The sequence below is a fragment of the Nocardioides renjunii genome (assembly GCF_034661175.1).
Taxonomy (GTDB): Bacteria; Actinomycetota; Actinomycetes; order Propionibacteriales; family Nocardioidaceae; genus Nocardioides; species Nocardioides renjunii.
Window position 1 is genome coordinate 3,871,236 of sequence record NZ_CP141058.1, and the last position, 22,892, is coordinate 3,894,127.

25 protein-coding genes are annotated in these 22,892 nt (G+C 73.3%); 7 read left to right on the forward strand and 18 right to left on the reverse strand.

Going from position 1 to position 22,892, the window contains the following annotated elements:
- Positions 1-12: 12 nt before the first annotated feature.
- From SHK17_RS18575 to SHK17_RS18605, 7 genes are read right to left on the reverse strand one after another with little or no spacing between them, the layout of a single operon-like run.
- Entirely contained in the window at positions 13-1,053 is a 1,041-nt protein-coding gene (locus SHK17_RS18575; RefSeq protein ID WP_322423280.1) for an NAD(P)H-binding protein, read from the reverse strand.
- A complete protein-coding gene (locus SHK17_RS18580) occupies positions 1,053-1,529 on the reverse strand; it encodes an SRPBCC family protein (protein ID WP_322920296.1) in 477 nt (158 codons plus the stop codon). Before SHK17_RS18580 ends, SHK17_RS18575 begins: the two co-directional genes overlap by 1 nt.
- A gap of 34 nt (positions 1,530-1,563) precedes the next feature.
- Complete coding sequence (locus SHK17_RS18585) at positions 1,564-2,913, reverse strand: dipeptidase (protein ID WP_322920297.1); 1,350 nt, start codon at positions 2,911-2,913, stop codon at positions 1,564-1,566.
- Between the two features lie 22 nt (positions 2,914-2,935).
- Positions 2,936-3,745, reverse strand: coding sequence for a GNAT family N-acetyltransferase (locus tag SHK17_RS18590; protein WP_322920298.1), 810 nt, complete (start codon positions 3,743-3,745; stop codon positions 2,936-2,938).
- Positions 3,746-3,754: 9 nt separating this feature from the next.
- The gene (locus SHK17_RS18595; RefSeq protein WP_322920299.1) at positions 3,755-4,108 is read right to left on the reverse strand and encodes a sterol carrier family protein; all 354 of its coding nucleotides are present in this window, start codon (positions 4,106-4,108) and stop codon (positions 3,755-3,757) included.
- Between the two features lie 9 nt (positions 4,109-4,117).
- Entirely contained in the window at positions 4,118-4,966 is an 849-nt protein-coding gene (locus SHK17_RS18600) for an alpha/beta hydrolase (RefSeq protein WP_322920300.1), read from the reverse strand.
- A gap of 23 nt (positions 4,967-4,989) precedes the next feature.
- A complete protein-coding gene (locus SHK17_RS18605) occupies positions 4,990-5,565 on the reverse strand; it encodes a helix-turn-helix domain-containing protein (RefSeq protein ID WP_322920301.1) in 576 nt (191 codons plus the stop codon).
- A gap of 68 nt (positions 5,566-5,633) precedes the next feature.
- On the opposite strand from SHK17_RS18605, the gene SHK17_RS18610 reads away from it, so the two are divergent.
- A complete protein-coding gene (locus SHK17_RS18610) occupies positions 5,634-6,890 on the forward strand; it encodes an MFS transporter (protein ID WP_322920302.1) in 1,257 nt (418 codons plus the stop codon).
- Between the two features lie 3 nt (positions 6,891-6,893).
- Here the strand turns inward: SHK17_RS18610 and SHK17_RS18615 are convergent, their stop codons facing one another.
- Positions 6,894-7,847 carry a helix-turn-helix transcriptional regulator gene (locus SHK17_RS18615; protein WP_322920303.1) on the reverse strand — a complete coding sequence of 318 codons (954 nt, stop codon included), beginning with the start codon at positions 7,845-7,847 and terminating at the stop codon, positions 6,894-6,896.
- 62 nt (positions 7,848-7,909) lie between these two features.
- Here SHK17_RS18615 and SHK17_RS18620 point away from each other — a divergent pair, with 62 nt between their 5' ends.
- Both SHK17_RS18620 and SHK17_RS18625 read left to right on the forward strand, forming a co-directional pair.
- The gene (locus SHK17_RS18620) at positions 7,910-8,950 is read left to right on the forward strand and encodes an ATP-binding cassette domain-containing protein (protein WP_322920304.1); all 1,041 of its coding nucleotides are present in this window, start codon (positions 7,910-7,912) and stop codon (positions 8,948-8,950) included.
- On the forward strand, positions 8,947-9,693 hold the full coding sequence (locus SHK17_RS18625) for an ABC transporter permease (protein ID WP_322423288.1): 747 nt from the start codon (positions 8,947-8,949) through the stop codon (positions 9,691-9,693). The genes SHK17_RS18620 and SHK17_RS18625 overlap by 4 nt, the downstream gene beginning before the upstream one ends.
- 568 nt (positions 9,694-10,261) lie before the next feature.
- Here SHK17_RS18625 and purL read toward each other — a convergent pair.
- The 3 genes from purL to SHK17_RS18640 are packed head-to-tail and all read right to left on the reverse strand — an operon-like array spanning position 10,262 to position 14,237.
- The gene (gene purL, locus SHK17_RS18630) at positions 10,262-12,547 is read right to left on the reverse strand and encodes a phosphoribosylformylglycinamidine synthase subunit PurL (RefSeq protein ID WP_322922055.1); all 2,286 of its coding nucleotides are present in this window, start codon (positions 12,545-12,547) and stop codon (positions 10,262-10,264) included.
- 60 nt (positions 12,548-12,607) lie between these two features.
- A complete protein-coding gene (locus tag SHK17_RS18635; protein WP_172267121.1) occupies positions 12,608-13,858 on the reverse strand; it encodes a hypothetical protein in 1,251 nt (416 codons plus the stop codon).
- A gap of 1 nt (position 13,859) precedes the next feature.
- Positions 13,860-14,237, reverse strand: coding sequence for a hypothetical protein (locus SHK17_RS18640; RefSeq protein ID WP_172267122.1), 378 nt, complete (start codon positions 14,235-14,237; stop codon positions 13,860-13,862).
- Between the two features lie 149 nt (positions 14,238-14,386).
- Here SHK17_RS18640 and SHK17_RS18645 point away from each other — a divergent pair, with 149 nt between their 5' ends.
- The 3 genes from SHK17_RS18645 to SHK17_RS18655 all read left to right on the forward strand — a co-directional run bounded on the left by SHK17_RS18645 (position 14,387) and on the right by SHK17_RS18655 (position 17,365).
- Positions 14,387-15,490 (forward strand): hypothetical protein, encoded by a 1,104-nt coding sequence (locus SHK17_RS18645; protein WP_322920305.1) that lies wholly within the window; start codon positions 14,387-14,389, stop codon positions 15,488-15,490.
- Entirely contained in the window at positions 15,487-15,885 is a 399-nt protein-coding gene (locus tag SHK17_RS18650; RefSeq protein ID WP_322920306.1) for a hypothetical protein, read from the forward strand. Before SHK17_RS18645 ends, SHK17_RS18650 begins: the two co-directional genes overlap by 4 nt.
- Positions 15,886-15,994: 109 nt before the next feature.
- On the forward strand, positions 15,995-17,365 hold the full coding sequence (locus SHK17_RS18655) for a glycoside hydrolase domain-containing protein (protein ID WP_322920307.1): 1,371 nt from the start codon (positions 15,995-15,997) through the stop codon (positions 17,363-17,365).
- A 13-nt stretch (positions 17,366-17,378) separates the two neighbouring features.
- Here SHK17_RS18655 and SHK17_RS18660 read toward each other — a convergent pair whose 3' ends face one another.
- The 3 genes from SHK17_RS18660 to purS are packed head-to-tail and all read right to left on the reverse strand — an operon-like array spanning position 17,379 to position 18,780.
- Positions 17,379-17,834, reverse strand: coding sequence for a DUF3817 domain-containing protein (locus SHK17_RS18660; protein WP_172267126.1), 456 nt, complete (start codon positions 17,832-17,834; stop codon positions 17,379-17,381).
- Entirely contained in the window at positions 17,831-18,499 is a 669-nt protein-coding gene (purQ, locus tag SHK17_RS18665) for a phosphoribosylformylglycinamidine synthase subunit PurQ (protein ID WP_172267127.1), read from the reverse strand. The genes SHK17_RS18660 and purQ overlap by 4 nt, the downstream gene beginning before the upstream one ends.
- Positions 18,496-18,780 (reverse strand): phosphoribosylformylglycinamidine synthase subunit PurS, encoded by a 285-nt coding sequence (gene purS / locus SHK17_RS18670; RefSeq protein ID WP_172267128.1) that lies wholly within the window; start codon positions 18,778-18,780, stop codon positions 18,496-18,498. The genes purQ and purS overlap by 4 nt, the downstream gene beginning before the upstream one ends.
- Before the next feature lie 143 nt (positions 18,781-18,923).
- On the opposite strand from purS, the gene SHK17_RS18675 reads away from it, so the two are divergent.
- A complete protein-coding gene (locus SHK17_RS18675) occupies positions 18,924-19,751 on the forward strand; it encodes a DUF72 domain-containing protein (protein ID WP_322920308.1) in 828 nt (275 codons plus the stop codon).
- A 3-nt stretch (positions 19,752-19,754) separates the two neighbouring features.
- On the opposite strand, the gene SHK17_RS18680 is transcribed toward SHK17_RS18675, so the two are convergent.
- Genes SHK17_RS18680 through SHK17_RS18695 form a run of 4 tightly spaced genes read right to left on the reverse strand, consistent with a single transcriptional unit; the run spans position 19,755 to position 22,886 of the window.
- A complete protein-coding gene (locus tag SHK17_RS18680) occupies positions 19,755-19,940 on the reverse strand; it encodes a hypothetical protein (RefSeq protein ID WP_172267131.1) in 186 nt (61 codons plus the stop codon).
- A complete protein-coding gene (locus SHK17_RS18685; RefSeq protein WP_172267133.1) occupies positions 19,940-21,523 on the reverse strand; it encodes a long-chain-fatty-acid--CoA ligase in 1,584 nt (527 codons plus the stop codon). Before SHK17_RS18685 ends, SHK17_RS18680 begins: the two co-directional genes overlap by 1 nt.
- A 32-nt stretch (positions 21,524-21,555) precedes the next feature.
- Positions 21,556-21,996: an SRPBCC family protein gene (locus tag SHK17_RS18690; protein WP_172267135.1), complete on the reverse strand. Its 441-nt coding sequence runs from the start codon at positions 21,994-21,996 to the stop codon at positions 21,556-21,558.
- Positions 21,993-22,886, reverse strand: coding sequence for a phosphoribosylaminoimidazolesuccinocarboxamide synthase (locus SHK17_RS18695; protein WP_322920309.1), 894 nt, complete (start codon positions 22,884-22,886; stop codon positions 21,993-21,995). The genes SHK17_RS18690 and SHK17_RS18695 overlap by 4 nt, the downstream gene beginning before the upstream one ends.
- Between the last annotated feature and the right edge of the window lie 6 nt (positions 22,887-22,892).

The window sequence follows — 22,892 nt, forward strand, 5'->3', positions numbered from 1 at the left end:
CGCGTGGCCGTCTCAGGTGCCGGGCAGGACCGAGCGCAGGGTGTGCAGCGCCAGGCGGGCCGCGGCCCGGCCCGAGGCCGGCAGGGGTACGAGGTCGAGCGCCGGCAGCGGGCGCGTCCAGCCCGGGTCGGAGGACAGCGCACCCTCCGGGCCGGCGTACATCGGCGTGAGCGCCCGGTCCACTGCCTCCTCCACGCCGAGGAGCGGACCGCCGCCGTCCGGCGTCCACGTCCGGCCGGGCCGGCAGACCATGTCGTGGCGCAGCGACTCGATCAGCGACGTCACCGTCCGGAACGGCGCGGTCGTCACGAGGGCCGTCGCCAGCCCGACCAGCGCCGACGGCGCGACGGGCGCCGGCACCCGGACCCTCGACAGCCCGGCGCCGCGCCCGCAGGCGCGCATCAGGTCGGGGTAGGACAGGACGTCGGGGCCGCCGAGGTCGACGGCGCCCCGCGGGCCGTCGTCGCCGAGGGCGGCGTCGAAGGCGCGCAGCACGTCGGACACCGCGACCGGCTGCACCGAGCTGTGCATCCACGTCGGGACCGGCTGCACGAGGAACAGCGTGGCGATCTGCCTGATGATCTCGAACGACGTCGACCCGGCACCGATGACCACGCCGGCGCGCAGGGCGACCGAGCCGTCGATGGCGCCCAGCAGGATCCGCTCGACCTCGAGCCGGGAGGCGATGTGGGCGGACAGGTCGGCCTCGGGCACCTGCGGCACCAGGCCGGAGAGGTAGACGAGCCGGCGTACGTCGCTGTCGGCGACGGCAGCCGCCACGATCTCGGCCGCCAGCCGGTCCCGCTCGGTGAAGTCGGCGCGGTCGAGGGAGTGGACGAGGTAGACCACGGCGTCGACGTCCGTGACGGCCCGCGCGACCGCGTCCGCGTCGGTGACGTCGCACCGGATCGCGCGGACCCGGTCGTCCCAGCCGAAGCGGCCCGGGTTCGGCACGGAGGACGAGGCGGCGACCACCTCGTGGCCGCGCTCGACCAGGTGCGGTACCAGCCGGGAGCCGACGTAGCCGGTGGCGCCGAGGACGAGGACGCGCATCAGGCGGCCTCGGCTTCGCCGAGGTGCTCGAGGAGGTTGCGGGAGAACACCGTGCCCATGTGCTTGACGACCCCGGCCATCACCCGCTCGACCGCGGGACGGGCAAGCCCCGGCAGCGGGAGGGCGCACGAGATCTGCAGGTCGATGCTGACCTCGGTGCCGCCGCCGGGGTGGTCGGCCAGGTCGTAGGTCCCCATCACCGCGGTCATCTCCTCGGGCCGCTCGGGATCGTGGGTGAACACGATCCGGTCCCGGGGGTGCAGCTCCATCACCTCGGTGAAGGTCGGCGCCACCGAGATCCCCAGCACCGGGATGGTGCCCATCCGCCACGTCCAGCGGTCACCGGCGACGTCGATGGCCGTGACGAAGGGCGTGATGCGGGCGACCAGGTCGGCGTCGGTCAGCGCGGCCCAGACCTCGCCGCGCGAGGAGCGCAGCACGGCCGAGGAGCGGTTGCGGGCACGGAAGGTCGCCATGCCGTCACGCTACCGACGGCCCCACAGCGCGGGCTCACCCCTCCGTGAGAGCACCGAGGTTGCGCAGGAGCAGCGCCTCGGCCTTGACGACCCGCTCGAACTCCGCGAGGTGCAGGCCCTCGTTGGCGCCGTGCGCGCGGGTGTCGGGGTCCTCGACCCCGGTGACGAGCACGCTGGCGCGCGGGAACGCCTCGAGGAACTCGGCGATGAAGGGGATCGACCCACCGACGCCCATGTCGACCGGCTCGGTGCCGTCCCAGGCCTCCGCGAAGGCGGCGCGGGCGGCGTCGTACGCCGGACCGGTGGCGTCGATCTGCGTCGCCTCGCCGGTGTCGACCACCGTGGCGGTGAGCGTGGCTCCCCACGGCGTGTGCTTCTCGAGGTGTGCCTGGAGGCACTGGACGGCGTTGGCGGTGGTGTCGCCCGGGGCGATGCGCATGCTGATCCGGCAGCGGGCGGCCGGGATCAGGGTGTTGGAGGCGCCCTCCACCTTGGGGGCGTCGAAGCCGGTGATGCTGATCGACGGCTTGGTCCACAGCCGCTCGACGACCGAGCCGCTCCCGATCCACTCGATGCCCTCGGCCGCACCGGACTCGGCGCGGAGCCGTGCCTCGGGGTACTCCACGTCGGCGGCCGGGCCGGCGTGCAGGCCCTCGACGACCACGTCGCCAGCGTCGTCGTTGAGGCTGGCGATCAGCCGGCTGAGGGTCATGATCGAGTCGGGCACCAGGCCGCCCCACATGCCGCTGTGGACGGCGTGGGTGAGGGTGCGGACCTCCACGTCCATCCGCACCAGGCCACGCAGGCTCGTGGTGAGCGCGGGCTCGCCGATGTCCCAGTTGCCGGAGTCGGCGATGACGATGACGTCGGCCTCGAGGCGGTCCTTGTGGGCCTCGAGCAGCTCGACGAGCGTGTCGGACCCGACCTCCTCCTCGCCCTCGATGAACATCACCAGGTTGACCGGCAGGTCGTCGCCGAAGATCCGTACGGCGCCGAGGTGCGCGGCGATGCCGGCCTTGTCGTCGGCGGCACCGCGGCCGTAGAGCCGGTCGCCGCGCTCGGTGGGCTCCCACGGCGGGGAGTCCCAGTCGGCGTGGTCATTCTCCGGCTGGACGTCGTGGTGGGCGTAGAGCAGGACGGTCGGTGCGCCCTCGGGTCCGGCCTTGCGCGCGATCACGGCCGGCGGGGCGCCGTCGTGCGCGCGGACGATCTCGGTCTCGAAGCCCTCGGCGGCGAACAGGTCGCGGGTGGCCTCGGCGCTGCGCTCGACCTCACCGGCGCGCGCCGGGTCGGCGGAGACGGACTGGATGCGGACCAGGTCCTCGAGGTCACGGCGGATGCCGGGCATGACCTCGGCGAGGCGGGCGGCGATGTCGACAGTCATGGCCGCAACACTAGGACCAGCCTCAGCGGCCCTCCATGTGGGCCCAGGCCCCGCTGCGCTTCTCCATCATGAGCTGCTGCTCGGTCTCGGCGAACCCCAGCGAGCGGTAGACCCGGATGGCGTCCCCGTCGGCGTCCGCGACGATCACCAGCGTGCGTGCGCCGAGCTGCTCGCGGGCGTGGGCGCCGGCGGCGTGCACCGTGGCGGCGGCCAGCCCGCGGCGCCGGTGGTCGGGGTGGGTCTCGACGCTCTGGAACCGGGCGACGCCCTCCTCCGTGCGGAACACGGCGGCGGTGGCGACGACCTCGCCGTCGACGAAGGCGCCGAACCTGGTCCCGCGGGCGGCGGCCACGAGGGCCTTCTCCTGCACGTTGCGACCGCGGGCGAACTCCATGAACGTGTCGTCGTCCATCCCGCCGTAGAGCGCGTGGCTGAGCCGGGCGCGCCCCTCCCAGTCCTCGTCGGAGACCAGCGGCCGGACCTCCGCCTCGACCTCGCGGGGAGGGGTGAGGTGCTCGGCGGTGAGCACCGACGCGACGTCCACGGTCATGCCGGCCGCCTCGAAGGCCGCGCGGCACTCGGGTGCCAGGTCGGCCGTGTCGATGCCGATGCTGACGTGGTCGGCCTGCGGGAACTCGGTGCGGAAGGCGGCGACGACCTCGCGCTCGCCGCCCGGGAACGGCGGCCGCGCGAGCAGGAGGAAGTTGCCCCAGAAGAACGACGGGTTGGCCGGCGTGCGGACGACGAGGTGCGTGCCGCGGTCCTCGACGATGCTGCCGGAGGCGGTCAGCAGGGCCAGGTCGGTGCGGAAGCCGAGGGAGCTCACGTGCATGGGCGGAGGCTAGCCGCTGGCGGCGCCGCCCGTGGCCTCGCCGTCCAGCGGCAGGTAGGGCGAGAGGTCCGTGCGCTCGCCGCTGGCCAGCACGGCACCGGACGCGAGCGCCTCGGCCCACGTCGTACGCCCGGTCGCGACGGCGAGCCACGTGTCCGCGTCGGTCTCCACGACGGCCGGCGGCGTGCCGCGCGTGTGGCGCACGCCGGGCACCACCTGGACCGCCGCGTAGGGCGGCACCCGCACCTCGACCGAGCGGCCGGGGGCGCGCTCCTCGAGCACCGCGAGGTAGTGCTTGACCAGCGCCCGGGTGTCCGCCGTCGCGAGGGCTGCGGGGTCGAGCTTCCTGAGTCGGGCGGGCACCGTCCGAGCCTAGCCGCGGGCCCGCCGGTCGGACGCGACGGAGTCGAGGACCGCCACGCAGGCCGCCCAGGCGTCGCTCGTCGGGTCGATGACGTCGAAGTGGCCGCCGGTCACCTCGACGAGGACCGCGTCGGCGCCGGCCGCGGTGGCGGCGTCGACGTAGGTGGTCGCCTGCTCGAAGGGCACGACGTCGTCGTCGCGGGCGTGCACCGCCCACACCGGGGCCTCGAGCGGCACCTGCGACAGCGGGTCGGCCTGCTCGTACGTCGTCGCGTCGGCGTCACCGAGGAAGGCGAGCGCCGCGTCCTCGCCGAGGCCCAGCTCGACGGCCGCCCGCAGGTCGAGGACGCCGGCCTGGCTCACGACGTGGGTGACCGCCGGACCGCCGGCCCAGCGGTCGGAGCGTCCACGCGCGCCGGCCCACGTGGCGAGGTGGCCGCCGGCCGAGTGGCCGAGGGTGACGAGCGGCCCGGTGGCAGCGGCGGCGCCGGCCGCACCGGCCGCTGCGCCGATGGCGGCGTGGACATCGTCGAGGGTGGCCGGGAAGCCGCCGCCGTTGCCGACCCGGCGGTACTCCACGTTGGCCGCGGTCCACCCGCGAGCTGCGAGGTCCTCGGCCAGCGGGGCGCCGTAGTCGGCGCCGTACTGCGCCTTCCAGAACCCGCCGTGGATCACCACCACGAGGCCGAGACTGGGGCCCTCGGGGCGGTGCAGGTCGACCCACTGGCTGGGGTCGTCCCCGTAGGTGATCCGCTCGGTGCCGGCGCCTGGTCCGTTCTCCACGTCCCCCACCCTGCCGGACGGCTCGCCCGTGCAGGCGGCGAGGGCCGGCGCCACGCCGACGACGCCGGTCAGCACGAGGGCCGATCGTCGCGACAGGCTCACTCCGGTGCGCCGCCGTCGGGGTAGGGCTGGACGATGTGGACCAGGTGGTAGGTCCGTCGCCCGGGGGCGCGGCCGCGCGTGCGGTCGACCCACGACTGCACGACGTCGTCGAGGTCCTGGCGCAGCTGGTGGGCCTCCTCGTCGGTGAGCTTGATCGCGTGGTCGGAGGTGGAGAACACCCCGCTGCCCTCGGGGCGGTCGAGGACGAAGGTCCGCTCGACCAGCTCGTGGAGCTGGGCCAGCTTGCTGGCCCGGAAGACGTCCACCGCGGCCGCGCCGCCGGGCGCGTCGGTGAGCTGCTTGAGGTTGACGGTGAAGCCCTCGGCCGAGGTCGCCCGCCACACCCGGTCGCGCTTGTCGCGGGCCTCCTCGGGCGCCTCCTCGACCAGGCCGTACTTGGCCAGCTGGCGCAGGTGGAAGCTCGCCTGGTTGGCCGGGATGCCGAGCTCCCGGGCGACGTCCGCGGCCCGCACCGGCCCGGTGGCCGAGAGCTCCTCGAGGATCCGGGTGCGCACCGGATGGGCGATGGCGCGCAGGACGCGAGGGTCGCTGAGGGGCTGCGGCTCTGGCATGCGGGAATGGTAGCCGAGTTGCGCACGCACTGTTGCGCAACAACACGTGCGCATCATATGGTGCGGATATGCCCGGATACCGCCAGCTCGCCCGCAACCGGGACTTCACCGTCCTCTGGATCGGCGACACCGTCAGCGAGCTCGGCACCGCGCTGTCGACGTTCGTCTTCCCGCTCATCGCCTACGCGCTGAGCGGCTCGGCGCTGACCGCCGCGCTCGTGGAGGCGGCCTACCTCGGCGGCCTGTGCGCGACCCTGCTGCCCGCGGGGGTGCTGGCCGACCGCGTCGACCGCAGGCGGATCATGCTCGTGTCCAGCGCGACCGGCTGCGTGGCGTACACCTCGCTCGCGGTCGCCGGCGCTGCCGGCCGCCTCACCCTCCCCCACCTCGTCGGGGTCGCGCTGGTCGCCGGTGTCGCGGCGGGCGCGTTCAACCCCGCGCAGACCTCCGCGATCCGATCGGTCGTCACCACCGAGGACCTGCCGACCGCCCTGAGCCAGAACCAGGCCCGCCAGCACGTCGCCTCCCTGCTCGGCGGCCCGCTCGGCGGTGCGTTGTACGCGGTCACGAGGTGGCTGCCGTTCGCGGTGGACGCGGTCACGTTCGCCGTCGCGTGCGTGACCGTCAGCCGGGTGCGGACCGACCTGTCCGCGCCGTACCGCCGTCAGGAGCCGCTGCGCCGCCAGCTGTCGGAGGGGTTCACGTTCATGTGGTCGCGGCCGTTCTTCCGGGTGCTGCTGGCCTGGTCGTCGCTCACCAACCTGGTGACCAACGCGATCTTCTTCGTGGTCGTGCTCCGGATGGTGCAGGACGGGGTCCCGGCCGCGCAGATCGGACTGGTCTCGACCGCCGCCGGCGTGGGCGGCATCATCGGGGCCGTCATCGCGCCGAGCATCATCCACCGCATGCCGACCGGTCGGCTGACCGTCCTCATCGGCTGGATGTGCTGCCTGCCGCTGGTGCCGCTGACGATGTCGGCCAGCGTGTGGACCGCCTGCCTCAGCGTGTTCCTCCTGCTGCTGCTCAACCCGGTCGGCAACGCCGGCATCGGCTCCTACCGGATGGCCGTCACGCCCGCCCGGCTCCAGGGCCGGGTCGGCTCGACGAGCCAGTTCGTGTCGATGTCGGTGATGCCGCTCGCGCCCCTGCTCGGCGGCTTCCTCCTCGAGCGGGAGGGTGGCGCGACCACCATCGGGGTGCTCGTCGCCGCCTCGGCCCTGCTGGCCGTGCTGCTCACCTCGAGCCGGTCGATCCGGTCCGTCCCGCGGCCCTCGGAGTGGGTGGTGGACGCGGAGCCGGAGCCGGCGCCGACGGCGGCGGTCTGAGGCTCACCCCGCGCGCGAGAAGCGCGCACCCACCTCGGCGACCTTGGCGGCCAGCTCGGGAGGCGACTCCACGACGAAGGCGGCGCCGGATCCCGCCAGCACCATCACCGGCCAGTCGAGGTCGTCGACGTTCATCTCCAGCACGCAGCCCGCGCCGGTCCCGTCCGGCGTCACCGTCCCCCAGCGGCCGACCTGGGCGGCCAGGTCCTCGGCCGCCATCGACACCCGCACGCGTACGGCCCAGCGCTGGGGCATCCGGCGGATGCCCTGCTGGACGAAGGCGAGCGCGTCCTCGGCCGGCAGCTCGCGCGCGCGGAAGCGCTGCCCGGTCGGCTCGGGGCCGGAGATCCGGTCGAGCCGGAAGCTGCGCCAGTCCATCCGGTCGCGGTCCCAGGCCACGAGGTACCACCGGCGGCCCAGCGACACCAGCCGCAGCGGCTCGACCCGGCGGTGGGTCACCTCGGACCCGCGCGCGGCGTAGTCGAAGCGCAGCAGCTCGCTGTCGCGGCACGCCTGCGCGAGCGTGGTGAGGACCGCCGCGTCGAAGACGGGGGCGCCCTCCCACGGCCCGGGCGACTCCGTCTGCGAGGCGACCGCGTCCATCTGGCGGCGCAGCCGCGGGGGCATCAGGGACAGGACCTTGGAGAGCGCCTGCACCGACCAGTCGTCCATCCCGGCCACCGCGCCGGCCGCCGCCGTACGCAGCCCGACGGCGACCGCGACGGCCTCCTCGTCCTCCAGGAGCAGCGGCGGCAGGGAGCCACCGGCCCGCAGCTGGTAGCCGCCGGCCGCGCCCCGCACCGCGTCGACGGTGTAGCCCAGGTCGCGCAGCCGCTCGACGTCGCGCCGCAGCGTCCGGGGGCTCACCTCCAGCCGGTCGGAGAGCTCCGGGCCCGGCCAGTAGCGGTGGGTCTGGAGCAGGGACAGCAACCGCAGCATCCGCTCGCTCGTGCTCATGCCTCCCAGAATATTCGCAATGCGGTCATAATGTGACCGCATGCGTTCCTAGCGTGGTGGTCATGACCCACCACCACCACCACACAGGACCGGCGATCGTGACGCGTGGCCTGACCCGCCACTTCACCTCGCGCAAGCAGACCGTCGAGGCCGTCCAGGGCCTCGACCTCGAGATCGAGCAGGGCGAGCTCGTCGCCTTCCTCGGCCCCAACGGGGCCGGGAAGTCGACCACCCTCCGCATGCTCACCACCCTCATCCCGCCCACCTCCGGCTCAGCGAGCGTCGCCGGGCACGACGTGGTGACCGGCCAGCGCGCCGTGCGCCAGGAGATCGGCTTCGTCGGCCAGGGCAACGGCGCCGGGCACCGCCAGCTCGGCCGCGACGAGCTGATCAGCCAGGGCCGTGCCCATGGCCTCTCGCGCGTCGACGCCCGTCGCCGGGCGGCCGAGCTCGTCGAGGACCTCGACCTCGGCGCGGTCGCCGACCGCAAGGTCTCCTCGTTGTCGGGGGGCCAGCGCCGCCGCCTCGACATCGCGATGGGGCTGGTGCACCTCCCGCGCGTGCTGTTCCTCGACGAGCCCTCGACGGGGCTCGACCCCCAGAACCGCGCGAACCTCCAGGAGCTCATCCGCCGCCTGCACGCCGAGAGCGGCAGCACGGTGGTGCTCACCACCCACTACCTCGAGGAGGCCGACGCGCTGGCCGGTCGCGTCATCGTGGTCGACCACGGGCGGGTGATCGCCGACGACTCGGCCGTCAGCCTCAAGAGCGGGCTGGGCGACCTTGTCCGGCTCGGGTACGCCGACCCGGCGCAGGCGGCCCGTGCCGCGGACCGCCTCGAGCGGATCCCCGACTCCCGCGTCGAGGTGACCGACGACGCCGTCGACCTGAGGGTCAAGGACGGCTCGGCGATGGTCGGCGAGCTGCTCGCCGACCTGGCCGCGGACGGCGTACCCCCCGCCCGGGTGGAGGTCGCGCGCCCGACGCTGGACGACGTCTTCCTCGACCTCACCGGCCGCAGCCTGCGCGAGACGCAGCAGACCACCGATCCGTCCGACGATCCCACCCACTCCACCGAGATCGACAGCGAGGTTGCCGCATGAGCACGTTCGTGTCCGACACCGTCAACGTGATGAACCGCGAGCTCAAGCCCGTCTGGCGCGAGCCGATGGCCGTGGTGTTCGCGATGATCCAGCCGCTGGTCTTCCTCGGCCTCTTCGCACCGCTGCTGCCGCAGGTGGCGGAGGGCTCGGCGCTGCAGTGGTTCGTGCCCGGCATCGTCGCGATGACCGCCCTGATGGGCGCGTCCTTCACCGGCTCCAACCTGATGGAGGAGATGCAGTCGGGCTCGCACGAGCGCCAGCTCGTCTCGCCGCTGGGCCGCCCGGCGCTGCTCGTCGGCCGCGCGCTCAAGGAGGTCGTCCCGATGCTGATGCAGGTCGCGATCATCGTCGCGGTCGTCACGCCGTTCAGCTTCGACCTGCACCTCGGCGGCGTCCTGGTCGCCGCCCTCATCCTGTCGCTGTTCAGCATCGGCGTGGGCGCGCTGTCGTTCGCGCTCGCGCTGGCCTCCAAGGGGCAGGACTGGATGTTCTGGACGGTCCAGCAGACCCTCCTCTTCCCGGCGCTGCTGACGGCCGGGGTGCTGCTGCCGATGGAGGGCGCCCCCCGCTGGCTCGAGGTGGTCTCGATGCTCAACCCGATGACGTACGTCGTCGACGCGACGCGCGCGCTCTTCGCCGGGACGTACCCCGCCGACGTGGTCGCGCAGGGTGTCGCCGGCGCCGCCGTCGTGGCGGCGCTGGGGCTGTGGGTCGGCGTACGGGCGATGCGGCGGTCGAGCTGAGGGGTCGGCCCTCACTCGTTGCTGCCGTCTGACGTGGCGGGAGTCCCCGGATATCCGGGGACTCCCGTACCTACAGGTAGAGATCTCTACCTCGAAGCACGCAACTCGGGTGCTAAGTACGGCGCCGGCCCAAGGTGGCGGCAGACCGCACCCCCGAGGCCCCGTCAGCTGCAAGGTGCCGCCACCCACCACCGCCGCCGGCCCAAGGTGGCGGCAGACCGCACCCCCGAGACCCCCTCAGCCGCAAGGTGCCGCCACCCACCACCGCCGCCGGCCCAAGGTGGCGGCAGACCGCACCCCCGCAACCCCCTCAGCCGCAAGGTGCCGCCACCCACCACCGTCGCCGGCCCCAGGGTGGCGGCAGACCGCACCCCCGAGGCCCCCTCAGCCGCAAGGTGCCGCCACCCACCACCGTCGCCGGCCCGAGGTGGCGGCAGACCGCACCCCCGAGGCCCCCTCAGCTGCAAGGTGCCGCCACCCACCACCGTCGCCGGCCCGAGGTGGCGGCAGACCGCACCCCCGAGGCCCCCTCAGCTGCAAGGTGCCGCCACCCACCGGCGGACCGGCGTCAGGACCCCAGAGCGGCGGGCAGGGTCGCCCGCCAGGCCGCCTTGGCCTCGGCGACGGGGAGGTCGAGGACGCCCTCGACCGAGAGGGTGTCGCCGCCGGTGCGCCCGATCGGGGTGAGGGGTACGCCGTGCCGCTCGGCGAGCGCGACGAGCGCGTCGGCCTGCTCGTCGGTCACCGTGACGATCGCGCGGGCGGTCGACTCGGCGAAGAGGGCGAGGAAGGTGTCGCCGCCGGCCACCGAGGCAAGCGAGACGGAGACGCCGACGTCGGCGCGGAAGGTCGACTCGACCAGCGCCTGGGCGAGCCCGCCGTCGGACAGGTCGTGGGCGCTGGTGACGACGCCGTCGCCAGCGGCGTCCTGGAGCAGGGCGGCGAGCGCCTGCTCGGCCGCGAGGTCCAGGCGCGGCGGGAGGCCGCCGACGTGGCCGTGCACGACGTGGGCCCACTCGGAGCCGGACAGCTCCTCGCGGGTCTCGCCGAGCAGGAAGACCCGCTCGCCGGCGGCGCCGAAGCCGGTCGGCGTACGCCGGGTGACGTCGTCGATGACGCCGAGCACGGCGACGACCGGGGTGGGCAGGATCGCGGTCTCGCCGGTCTGGTTGTAGAGGCTGACGTTGCCGCCGGTGACCGGGATGCCGAGCTCGAGGCAGGCGTCCTTGAGGCCGCGGCAGGCCTCGGCGAACTGCCACATCACGGCCGGGTCCTCCGGCGAGCCGAAGTTGAGGCAGTCGGAGACGGCGAGCGGGCGGGCGCCGCCGGTGGCGACATTGCGGAACGACTCGGCCAGCGCGAGCTGCGCCCCGGTGTAGGGGTCGAGCAGCGCGAAGCGGCCGTTGCAGTCGGTCGAGACCGAGACGCCGAGGTTGGTCTCCGCGTCGACCCGCACCATGCCGGAGTCGGCGGGCTGGGAGAGCACGGTGTTGCCCTGGACGTAGCGGTCGTACTGGTCGGTGATCCACGACTTGTCGCACAGGTTCGGGCTGGCGACCAGGCGCAGCAGCGTCTCGCGCAGCTCGGCGCCGCTCGAGGGCCGCGCCAGCGCCTCGGCGCGGTCGGCCTGGAGGGCGTCCTGCCAGTCCGGGCGGGCGTAGGGCCGCTGGTAGGTCGGGCCGTCGTGCGCCACCGACCGGGGAGGTACGTCGACCACGCGCTCGCCGTGCCAGTCGATGTGCAGGCGGCCGGTGTCGGTCACCTCGCCGATGACGACGGCCTCGACGTCCCACTTCTCGCAGATCGTCATGAACGCCTCGACGTCGGCGGGCTCGACGACCGCCATCATCCGCTCCTGCGACTCGCTCATGAGGATCTCCTCCGGCGCGAGCGTGGAGTCGCGCAGCGGGACCCGGTCGAGCTCGACGTGCATCCCGCCGTCACCGGCCGAGGCCAGCTCGGAGGTGGCGCACGACAGGCCCGCGCCGCCGAGGTCCTGGATGCCGGCGATGACGCCCGCGGCGAAGAGCTCGAGCGTGCACTCGATGAGCAGCTTCTCCATGAACGGGTCGCCGACCTGGACGCTCGGCCGCTTGGCCGGGCCGCCCTCGTCGAAGGTCTCCGAGGCCAGGACGGACACGCCACCGATGCCGTCGCCGCCTGTGCGGGCGCCGTAGAGCACCACCTGGTTGCCCACGCCCGACGCCTTGGCGAGGTGGAGGTCCTCGTGGCGCAGGACGCCGACGCAGAGCGCGTTGACGAGGGGGTTGCCGGCGTAGGTCTCGTCGAAGACGGCCTCGCCGCCGATGTTGGGGAGCCCGAGGCAGTTGCCGTAGCCGCCGACGCCGGCCACGATCCCCGGCAGCACGCGCGCGGTGTCCGGGGCGTCGAGCGGGCCGAAGCGCAGCGGGTCCATCACGGCGACCGGGCGGGCACCCATGGCGAGGATGTCGCGGACGATGCCCCCGACGCCGGTGGCGGCGCCCTGGTGGGGCTCGACGAACGACGGGTGGTTGTGGCTCTCGACCTTGAAGGTGACCGCGTAGCCCTGGCCGATGTCGAGGACGCCGGCGTTCTCACCGATGCCGGCGAGCATCTCGCCGACGGGCGTCGTCTGCGGGATCTCGCCGAACTGCTTGAGGTGCACCTTGGTCGACTTGTAGGAGCAGTGCTCGCTCCACATGACCGAGTACATCGCCAGCTCCGAGCTGGTCGGTCGTCGGCCGAGGATCTCGCGGATCCGGGCGTACTCGTCGACCTTGAGGCCGAGCTCGGCCCACGGCTGGTCGCGCTCGGCGTCGGTGGAGGCCACGTCGACGGTGTCGAGGGTGCCGGTCGCACCGGACGTCGTCAGGCGGGAGCCCGTGAGGGCAGGGGACTGCGGGGCGGCGCTCGTGTCGGGCACGGCGCCAATCTACCGGCGGCCCTCCGTGTCGGCCGCGTCGGTGTCGGCCGCGAGATCCTCGACCGACACCTCCACCACCCGGAGGTCGGCCGGTCCACCCCCCTCGGCGCTGGCCGGAGCCTGCGCGCCCTCGTCGACCGCGTCGTCCCGCCCGTCCTCGTGCTGGTCCTCGCGCTCGTCCTCGTGCTCGTCGACCGGCTCCTGCTCGCCGTCGCGCCGCTCGCGCTCGGACTCCCGCTCGGCCCGCCGCTCGGCCCGCCGGGCGGCCCGCTCCGCGCGCTTCTCCTCGAGCGCAGCGCGCTTGGCCTCCCGGACGGCCTCCTTCTCGCGGGCGGCGCGCGCGGCGGCGTCCTCGGCCGGCGTGCGCTCCAGCTGGGGCGTCGCGAGCCGGTGCGGACCCGAGCGACCGCTGGCCATCCCGCGCGACATCGTGCCGGCCCGCGCGGCCATCGCTCCCGCGCCCATGGCACCGACGGGTGGCGTGCCGCTCGGCGCGCGGCTCGCCCCGCGCCGCCCCGCGACCGCTCCGGCTGCCGTCGCCGCGACGGTGCCGAGGGCGGCCGCGGAGAGGCCGGTGAGGTCGGGCACGGACACCGAGATGGGAGCGACCGGGGGAAGGCCGGCCACGCCGGCCCCGCCCGCGACGCCACCCTGGGCTGTGCCGACCACCGACGTGGACGGCGGCGCCACCATCCCGACGCCGGACTCCTCCTGGCCGGGGCCCGGCATCCCGGGGAACGCGCTCCCGCCCAGCGTCTCGAGCACGATGCGTACGTCGACGAGCTCGGCACGGGCGGCGCGCAGCCGGGCGCTCTCCTGGTCGAGGGCCAGCGCCATCCGTCCGCGGATCTCCTCGGTCTCCTGCTGGCCCAGGGTGACCGTGCCGCGCTCGTCGTCCGCCGACGGGTGGAAGACGAGGTGCCGGGACTCCCCGACCACCTCGTGCGGCACCATCGCGACCTTCACCCAGGCCTGGTCGAGCTCCTTCTGAAAGGAGGTCAGGATGGTGCTGACCGCCCGGAGGGCACCGGACACCTGGTCGGCCAGCGCGGTGAACCGGTCGAGGTTGGCCAGCACCTGGCGCCGGTGCAGCTCGTAGCTCTCGGCGGCCGAGGCGTCCCACCCCTCGGTGGCGCGACGCGCAGCGTCGACGATCTCGTCGCCGCGCCGGGTCATCAGCGTGCTGAGCTCGTCCCACCGCGTCGCGGCCACCTCGAGCGGGCGGACGTCCGCCCGCAGCTCCCAGGGGTTGGCGGGCATGTCAGCGACCACCCGGCTGGGCCGTCGAACCGGGCTCGATCTCCACCAGGTGGGTGGTCCGGTCGAGCTCGGCGGCCACCGTGTCGTCGGCGCGCACGGCGTCGTGCGCCGCGTCGAGCAGCCCGGCGACGCCCATGCCGAGCGTCTGGGCGAGGGCCTTGACGACCTCGCCGGCATCGGTGAGCGAGTCGGCGTAGGACGACGTGACGTTGAGCGTCCCCTGGGCGTCGCCCAGGGCGGTGCAGGCCGCGGACAGGTCGCCGAGCGCGGCGTTCCAGTCCTCGACCATCGCGGCCAGGGTGCCCTCGGACTCTGCGGCGAGCTCGACCAGCCGGGTCGGCTCGACCTGCAACAGCGATCGCTTCGCGGTTCCGCTCACCTCTGCGGGATACCCGCGGATCGAGGACCCAAACACGGCGTCGCGAAACCTGTGGGCGAGGAAATTCGGGCGCGCGCTGGTTTCGAGTGGCGCCCCGCGGGGAAGTCACCACACCAGCCCGACTCCCCCCGGACGCTCCAGGAGCTGCGATGAACGCCGTGATGACCGTCGACCTCTCCGAGCTCGACGCCTGGTCCGCCCAGGTGCAGCGCGCCAGCGACGACCTCAGCGGCATCGCCCGCAACGGCGGCCACGGCCTCGTCCAGACCGACTTCGGCCCGATCCTCGAGACGATGATGGGCGCCTACCACGCCCTGCTCCCGTCGGTGACCCAGTCGCTGGAGGACAACGGCATCGGGATGCGCGACCACGCCGAGGCGCTGAGGGCGACCGCCCGCGACTTCACGCTGACCGAGGACGGAGTCGTGCGGCACCACAACGCCCGGGGCGTCGACGGCCGCGACGGGTCGAGCAGCTTCTGGGACGTCGCCGACACCACCATCCGCCGCGCCGCCCCCACCGAGTCCAGCCTCCCGCAGATCAGCTTCGGGTTCCCCTACGACACCGTGTGCGACCTCGTCCGCATGCTCACCGGCTTCGACATCCGCGCCGAGCTCGCCGAGAAGATCGGCGGCGACGTCGTGACCGCCTCGACGCAGGGCTCGTGCTTCGGCAGCCTCGGCACGTCGATGAAGGGCGTCGCCGCCAACCTCGAGAGCGGCGGCCGGACGATCTCGCAGACCTGGCAGGGCGGCGCGTCCGACGCCGCCATCAAGCAGATCGGCACGTGGGTGGGCTCCCTCGACACCCAGGCCGGCCAGCTCGTGCAGATGGGGCAGAACATCGTGCAGATCTGCCGCGACGCGTGGCAGACCGCGCTCGCCGTCGTGCAGTGCGTGAAGGCGGCCGTGCAGACCGTGTCGTCCGCGCTCGCGACGATGAGCATCCCCGGCGTCGGCTGGGCCCGCGTCGTCCAGGCCGTCTACCAGGCCTTCCAGGCCGTGATGAAGGCCTACAAGGCGATCATGAAGCTCATCAGCATCCTCAAGCAGGTCGCGTCCTTCATCGAGACGGTGAAGAACTTCTTCGACGGCGACAAGGCACCGGTGTCCACGCCCACCGCGCCGACCGCGAGCGGCGCACCCCGCAGCGTGACGCGCGACCCGGGCTCGGTGACCACGCCGACCATCGGCCAGCGGCCCGCTCCGGTCGCCCCGGCAGCCCCGGTCGCCCCCGTACGATCCGCCTCATGAACGACCCCCGCAGCCAGGCCGAGATCCTGGCGGCCATCAGCGCGGCCCGCGAGGACCTGACCGCCGGCCTGGCCGACCTCCGGGCCACGGTCGACCAGCTCAACGCCCGGCCGCTGCTCACCGACGAGGAGAAGAAGGCCCTCGAGGAGCAGGCGGAGGCCGGCGAGCTCGGCGAGGACATGAAGACGCTCGTCGAGAAGATCCGCGGCGGCGAGGACACCTGGGAGCGGGTCTTCTCCGGCGAGTCCCCGCACGGCGCCCTCCTGCAGGGTCACCTGACCCGGATGTTCGAGGAGCACAAGGAGGACATCGCGCTGGCGTTCGAGGAGCTCATCGAGGAGGAGGAGGCCAAGGGCAACTTCATCTTCGACGAGGTGCCGACCAGCGACACCTGAGGCGACGCGTCCGAACTACAGCCCAGTAGTTCTTGCGAACCACTGTTACGGGTGTGACTGCTGTGGTTCGCTGGCGTTCGCTCGCCACTTCCCCGCAGCTGGAGTCACCATGCCCCGCCCCGTCCGCAGTCGTCCTCGCGCCCTCCTCGCCGCCCTCGCCCTGCTCCTCGCAGCACCCCTGGTCGGGCCGGCGCCGGCGACGGCCGGTGACTCGTCGGTCCCGAGCCCGCGGCTCGCCAGCCAGCGGCAGATCGCCCAGGCGACGCCCGGCGACTTCACCGGCCACGGCTTCGACCAGTGCCTGGCCCCGACCCAGTCGGCGATGGACACCTGGTGGCGAAAGTCGCCCTTCTCGGCGGTGGGCATCTACATCTCCGGCGACTCGCGAGCCTGCCGCTCGCAGCCCAACCTCAGCCCGACGTGGGTCGCGACGCAGGTCGCGCGCGGCTGGCGGCTGCTGCCGATCGCCCTCGGTCCCCAGGCCTCCTGCCAGCCGCGGTTCCCGCGCTACTCCGACGACGTCACCATCAGCCCCCGGCCGACCGGCGGCTACTCCGCCGCGGCCGGCCAGGGCGCGGCGGAGGCCGAGAAGAACGCGGCGGACGCGACGGCGTACGGCATCGGTCCGGGCAGCACGATCTGGTACGACCTCGAGGGGTTCGACCTCGGCGACACCCACTGCCGCGAGTCCGCGCTGGTGTTCACCAGCGCCTGGGTCACGCGGATCAAGGCGCTCGGCTACGTCGCCGGCTTCTACTCCAGCGCCAGCTCCGGCATCAAGATGCTCGACGACGCGCGGCGGCTGCGCCCGGGCCAGTTCGCGCTGCCGGACCGCATCTGGATCGCCCGCTGGGACGGCGCCGCCAACACCTCGACGACCTACATCACCGAGGACGGGTGGCGCCCGGGTGGTCGCATGAAGCAGTACCGCGGCGGCCACAACGAGACGTGGGGCGGCGTCACCATCAACATCGACAGCAACTTCATCGACCTCGGCACCGGCTCCGTCGCCGTGCCCGAGGGCCGCTGCCCCGGCACCAGGCTCGGCTACTGGAAGTACCCGTCGCTCTCGCCGGGCTCCGCGAAGCCGACGCGGGTCAAGGTCCTCCAGTGCCTGCTCACCGAGCAGGGCACCTACTCGGGCCCGCTCGACGGGTCGTACGACGCCGCCACCGTCGCCGCCGCTCGCGCCTGGCAGGCGTCGCGCAAGTTCACCGCGACGGACACCTTCGAGAAGCGGCACTGGACCGCCCTGCTCGCCGCCGGAGCACGTACGACGGTCAAGCGGGGCTCGACCGGCGAGGCGGTCCACCGCCTGCAGCGGGCCCTCAACGCCGCGGGGGCCGGCCGGTTCCGGGCGACGGGCGTCGTCGACGCGAAGACCGAGGCGGCGCTGCGGGACTACCAGTCGCGCCTGCGGATCCCGGTGTCGGGCGTGGCCACGCCGCAGACGTGGACCAAGCTGCAGCAGGGCAGGTAGCTCGGGCGGGCGGTCAGGCCGGCGGGCCCACGACCAGCGCGATGCCGGTCAGGCCCGCGACCGCCAGCACGCCGACGAGCGCACCCTGTGCGGGTCGCCGCAGCAGCCACGACGTCAGCCGCTCGACCGCACCGCGGGGTGCCTCGGAGCGCAGCCGCCAGGTGTCACCGAGCAGCCCCGCACGCTCGGCGTACCGCTCGAACGGCACGGTCGCGAAGGGCGGGATCGCCGCGGCCAGGCCGAGCACCAGCCGGCTGAGCGGCCACTTCTGGTCGACCCACAGCAGCACGGTGGTCAGGCAGTAGGCGATGAAGACGACGCCGTGCACCATCCCGAAGACCTGGACGCCGAGCTCGGTGGTCTCGGTGACGTACTTGAGGAACATCCCGGTCAGCAGCAGCGCCCACGTGACCGCCTCGGCGACGGCGACGACCCGGTAGAGGCGTCGCGGGGTGCCCAGCGCGCTCACGCGAAGGCCCGCTCCGCGAGCGAGGTGAAGAAGCCCAGCCCGTCGGTGCCGGGACCGGTGAGGTCCTCGACCGCGTGCTCGGGGTGCGGCATGAGTCCGACGACGTTGCCCTGCTCGTTGGAGATGCCGGCGATGTCGCGCAGCGAGCCGTTGGGGTTGCCGCCGAGGTAGCGGGCCACCACGAGGCCCTCCCCCTCGAGCCGGTCGAGGGTCGCCTCGTCGGCGACGAAGCCACCCTCGCCGTTCTTCAGCACGATCGTGACCTCGGCACCCTCGGCGTACGCCGACGTCCAGGGCGTGTCGACACGCTCCATGCGCAGCCGCTGGTCGACGCAGTTGAACTTGCGGTGGTCGTTGCGGATGAGGGCACCCGGCAGGAGGTGCGCCTCGCAGAGGATCTGGAAGCCGTTGCAGATGCCCAGGACGGGCATGCCCCTGCCGGCCGCGTCGACGACCGCGGCCATGACCGGCGAGAAGCTCGAGATCGCGCCCGCGCGGAGGTAGTCGCCGTAGGAGAAGCCGCCCGGCAGCACGACCGCGTCGACGCCGCGCAGGTCCTCGTCGCCGTGCCAGAGCGCAACGGCCTCGTTGCCGCCGATGCGCACCGCGCGGCGCGCGTCGACGTCGTCGAGCGAGCCGGGGAAGGTGACGACGCCGACCTTCATGCGCGTCCCGCCTCGTGGGCGACCTCGGAGACGGAGTGGTCCTCGACGTGGACCTCGTAGTCCTCGATCACCGGGTTGGACAGCAGCGTCTCGGCCACGCGGTCGATGTCGGCGAGCACCTCGGCGGTGATCTCGCCGTCGACCTGGAGCTCGAACCGCTTGCCCTGCCGGACGTCGGTGACGAGGTCGAACCCGAGGCGGGGCAGTGCACCGAGCACCGCCTTGCCCTGCGGGTCGAGGATCTCGGGCTTGGGCATGACGTCGACGACGACTCGGGCCACGGAGTGCTCCTGGGGACGGGCGGAGGTGGGCGGCGCCGATTCTAGTGAGCCCGGGCGCCATCTCGGGCATCGGGCATGACCGCGGACGAGCCGGGTACCCGGTACGGCGAGCAGGGGACGCAGGACGGGCGACGGGAGTCGGCATGGCGCGGGTCGGCATCTCGGGGTGGCGCTACGCCGGCTGGCGCGGCCGCTTCTACCCGCCCGGACTGCCGCAGCGCGCCGAGCTCTCCTACGTCGGCCAGCGCATGTCCACCGTCGAGGTGAACGGGTCGTTCTACTCCCTGCAGCGACCGTCGAGCTGGGCCTCCTGGGCCGAGCAGGTGCCCGACGACTTCGTGCTGTCCGTGAAGGGCCCCCGCTTCGTCACGCACATGAAGAAGCTGGTCGACGTCGAGGCGCCGCTGGGGACGTTCCTCGCCTCCGGCGTCCTCTCCCTCGGACAGCGCCTCGGTCCGATGCTGTGGCAGCTGCCGCCCAACCTCGGCTTCCACCCGGACCGGCTCGCGGGCTTCTTCGACCTCCTCCCCCGCACCACCGGCGAGGCCGCCGCGTACGCCGCCGCGCACCACGACGCCTCCAAGCTCAAGGAGCCGGCCGCCACGACCACCCCGGTCGACCGGCCGCTGCGGCACGTCCTTGAGGTGCGGCACCGGTCGTTCCGCACGCCGGAGTTCTGCGAGCTGCTGCGCGCCCACGACATCGGCATGGTGGTCGCCGACTCCGCGGGCACGTGGCCGATGTTCGACGAGGTCACCAGCACGGTGGCGTACGTCCGGCTGCACGGCGACACCGAGCTCTACGCCAGCGGCTACTCCGAGGCCGCGCTCGACCAGTGGGCCGCCAAGGTGCGGGCGTGGGAGGCCGACGGGCTCGACGTCTACGTCTACTTCGACAACGACGCCAAGGTCCATGCGCCCTTCGACGCCATCGCGCTGCAGGAGCGGCTGGGGATCACCCCGTCCGGCTGAGCCTCACCCGCGGCGACGCGCCGCGACGATGACCAGGCCGACACCGAGCCCGGCCAGCAGCGGGCCGAGGACCGCCCAGATGCTCTGGTCGGTCATCGGGCTGCCCTCGAGGTAGCCGAGGCCCTGGAACGTCCAGACGGCACCGACCAGCACCATCGCGACGCCGAGCGCGACGAGCAGCGCGCGCATCAGCTCAGCTCGCGCTTGAGGATCTTGCCGGTCGCGGTCATCGGGAGGGCGTCGACGAACTGGACGACGCGGGGGTACTTGTAGCCCGCCATCTGCTCCTTGCCCCACTCCACCAGCTCGTCCTCGGTCACCGTGGCGCCGTCGTTGCGGATGACGACGGCCTTGATCTCCTCGCCGTGGCTCTCGTGGGGCACGCCGATGACGGCCGCGAGCGAGACGTCCGGGTGGGTCAGCAGGACCTCCTCGATCTCGCGCGGGTAGACGTTGTAGCCACCGCGGATGATCATGTCCTTGGACCGGTCGACGATGTAGTACCAGCCGTCGGCGTCCTTGCGGGCGAGGTCGCCCGAGCGGAACCAGCCGTCGACGATCGCCTCGGCGGTGGCGTCGGGGCGGCCGTGGTAGCCCTTCATGATGTTGGGGCCCTTGATCGCGATCTCGCCGACGACCTTCTCGGGGTCCTCGCCGTCCTCCGCGTCCCGCAGGTCCTCGCGCACCCCGGGCTCGGGGCTGATCAGCTTCATCTCCACGCCCGGGATCGGCTTGCCGATCGAGCCGACGCGCGCGGGCTCGCCCCAGACCGAGAAGCTCGAGACGGGCGAGGTCTCGGACAGGCCGTAGCCCTCGAGGATGGTCACGCCGAAGCGGCGCTCGAACTCCTTGTGCACCTCCACGGGCAGCGCGGAGCCGCCGGCCGCCGCGACCCGCAGCGTGTCGGCGAGCTTCTTCACGTCGACGCCGGAGTCGTCGAGGGCGCCCAGCAGGCCCCAGTACATCGTCGGCACCCCGGCGAAGAAGGTGACGTCCTCCTTGTCCATGAGCGCCAGCGCCGGACCCGCCTCGAACCGCGGCAGCAGCACGACCGTGCCGCCGAACGCGAAGCCGGCGTTCATGATCACGGTCTGGCCGAAGGAGTGGAACAGCGGCAGCACGCAGAGCAGCGTGTCGGGATCATCTGCGTCGGCGCCGAACAGCGCGTCGCTGACGAGGGCGTTGGAGATCATGTTGCGGTGCATGAGCTCGGCGCCCTTGGGCTGGCCGGTGGTGCCGGACGTGTAGAGGATGACGGCCGTGTCGTCGGCGCCGACCTCGCGCGTCTCGAAGACCGGCGACTGGCCCTTCAGGGCCTGGCCCAGCGTCTGCGCCCCCTCGATGGGCGACTCGGCGGCCGGGTCGGCGGTGATCACGAAGAAGTGCTCGCACCCGTCGGTCTGCTCGAAGCCGGCGTGACCCTCGGCCCCGATGGGGAGCTCGGGGGTGCCCTGGAAGCAGAAGTAGGCCTTCGCGTCGGAGTCGTCGAGGTGGTAGGCCACCTCGCGGCCCTTGAGCAGGACGTTGAGCGGCACGACGGTCGCCCCGGCCTTGAGGATGCCGTAGTAGACGATCGGGAAGTAGGGCAGGTTCGGGCAGCTCAGCGCCACCTTGTCGCCCGCCTCGATGCCGCGCGAGACCAGCAGGTTGGCCACCTGGTTGGCTGCGGCGTCCACCTGCGCGTAGGTGAGCCGGGTGTCGCCCAGCACCACCGCCGTACGGTCGGGGTGCGCCTGCGCGGAGCCTTCGAGGAGCGAGGAGAGGTTGGCCATGGCGCCAACCTACTCAGGCCGCGTGACGCCCGTCACGCACCGCCGCGCGCCTCGAGGATCCGCCCCGCCTTGCGGAGGTCGGCGGCGATCGCGGCCGAGGCCATCAGTCCCGCAGCGCCGGCCGGCAGCGACCACAGGCCGCGGCCGGCGACCTCGCCGGTGGCGCGCACCCGGCAGCCGCCGGGCCGCTCGGTGAAGTGCAGCTCGAGGGTCGCGCTGACCCCGCGCCAGTGGCCGCGCTCGGCCCACACGCGGAAGGGCGTCAGCACGGTGGTCTCCATGTGGGGTCGTACGCCGACGGCCGTGCGCTCGCGCCACGTCTGGCCGAGGTGCGGCTCCTCGTCGGCCGGCACCTCGACGGACAGCAGGGAGGACTGCCACTCCGGGCGGTTGCGCGGGTCGCAGAGGTAGCGGAACGCCTCCGCGGCGGGGACCGACATCTCGACCGTGGCCGAGATCGTGCGTGCGCTCACCAGGTCTCCCCGGTCAGCAGCTCGTAGGCCTCGACGTAGCGCGAGCGCGTGCGCTCGACGACGGCGTCGGGGAGCGGCGGCGGCGCCTCGCCGGAGGACCGGTCCCACCCGGACTCGCCGGTCAGCCAGTCGCGCACCACCTGCTTGTCGTACGACGCCTGGGCGCGGCCCGGCTGCCACGCGTCCGCCGGCCAGAAGCGGCTCGAGTCGGGCGTGAGCACCTCGTCGGCGAGGATCGTCGTGCCGTCGGCCCGCCTGCCGAACTCCAGCTTGGTGTCGGCGAGGAGGATCCCGCGGTCCCTCGCGATGTCGTGGGCCCGGTCGTAGACCTCCATGGTCAGCATCCGCAGCTCGGCTGCGGCGTCGTCGCCGACCGCCTCCACGACGGCCTCGTAGTCGACGTTCTCGTCGTGGTCGCCCAGGTCGGCCTTCGTGGCGGGGGTGAAGATCGGCTCGGGCAGGCGGCTGCCGTCCTGGAGGCCGGCCGGCAGCGGGATGCCGCACACCTCGCCGGATCGCTGGTAGTCGAGCAGCCCCGACCCGGTCAGGTAGCCGCGCGCCACGCACTCGACCGGGAACATCTCCAGCCGCTCGCAGACCACGGCCCGTCCGGCCACGGCGGCGGGCACGTCGGTCGAGACGACGTGGTTGCCGACCAGCCCGTCGAGCTGCGCGAACCACCACAGCGACATGCGGGTGAGGATCTCGCCCTTGTCGGGGATCGTCGTGTCGAGGACGAAGTCGTAGGCCGAGATCCGGTCGCTCGCGACCATGAGCAGGCGACCCTCGTGCTCGCCTGCGTCGATGCGGTAGAGGTCGCGCACCTTGCCCGAGTGGACGTGGGTGGCGCCCTCGATCACCGGGGCGGCGGGGATGTTGAGGTCGGCCACGCGAGG

Excerpts from the sequence above, each read along its gene's own strand:
- SHK17_RS18625 (WP_322423288.1), top strand. The coding sequence starts at position 8,947 with ATGAGCACGTTCGTGTCCGACACCGTCAACGTGATGAACCGCGAGCTC.
- SHK17_RS18675 (WP_322920308.1), top strand. The coding sequence starts at position 18,924 with ATGGCGCGGGTCGGCATCTCGGGGTGGCGCTACGCCGGCTGGCGCGGC.
- SHK17_RS18655 (WP_322920307.1), top strand. The coding sequence starts at position 15,995 with ATGCCCCGCCCCGTCCGCAGTCGTCCTCGCGCCCTCCTCGCCGCCCTC.
- purQ (WP_172267127.1), bottom strand. The coding sequence starts at position 18,499 with ATGAAGGTCGGCGTCGTCACCTTCCCCGGCTCGCTCGACGACGTCGAC.
- SHK17_RS18645 (WP_322920305.1), top strand. The coding sequence starts at position 14,387 with ATGAACGCCGTGATGACCGTCGACCTCTCCGAGCTCGACGCCTGGTCC.
- SHK17_RS18685 (WP_172267133.1), bottom strand. The coding sequence starts at position 21,523 with ATGGCCAACCTCTCCTCGCTCCTCGAAGGCTCCGCGCAGGCGCACCCC.
- SHK17_RS18680 (WP_172267131.1), bottom strand. The coding sequence starts at position 19,940 with ATGCGCGCGCTGCTCGTCGCGCTCGGCGTCGCGATGGTGCTGGTCGGT.
- SHK17_RS18615 (WP_322920303.1), bottom strand. The coding sequence starts at position 7,847 with ATGAGCACGAGCGAGCGGATGCTGCGGTTGCTGTCCCTGCTCCAGACC.
- SHK17_RS18610 (WP_322920302.1), top strand. The coding sequence starts at position 5,634 with ATGCCCGGATACCGCCAGCTCGCCCGCAACCGGGACTTCACCGTCCTC.
- SHK17_RS18580 (WP_322920296.1), bottom strand. The coding sequence starts at position 1,529 with ATGGCGACCTTCCGTGCCCGCAACCGCTCCTCGGCCGTGCTGCGCTCC.
- SHK17_RS18605 (WP_322920301.1), bottom strand. The coding sequence starts at position 5,565 with ATGCCAGAGCCGCAGCCCCTCAGCGACCCTCGCGTCCTGCGCGCCATC.
- SHK17_RS18575 (WP_322423280.1), bottom strand. The coding sequence starts at position 1,053 with ATGCGCGTCCTCGTCCTCGGCGCCACCGGCTACGTCGGCTCCCGGCTG.
- SHK17_RS18590 (WP_322920298.1), bottom strand. The coding sequence starts at position 3,745 with ATGCACGTGAGCTCCCTCGGCTTCCGCACCGACCTGGCCCTGCTGACC.
- SHK17_RS18620 (WP_322920304.1), top strand. The coding sequence starts at position 7,910 with ATGACCCACCACCACCACCACACAGGACCGGCGATCGTGACGCGTGGC.
- SHK17_RS18635 (WP_172267121.1), bottom strand. The coding sequence starts at position 13,858 with ATGCCCGCCAACCCCTGGGAGCTGCGGGCGGACGTCCGCCCGCTCGAG.
- SHK17_RS18585 (WP_322920297.1), bottom strand. The coding sequence starts at position 2,913 with ATGACTGTCGACATCGCCGCCCGCCTCGCCGAGGTCATGCCCGGCATC.
- SHK17_RS18650 (WP_322920306.1), top strand. The coding sequence starts at position 15,487 with ATGAACGACCCCCGCAGCCAGGCCGAGATCCTGGCGGCCATCAGCGCG.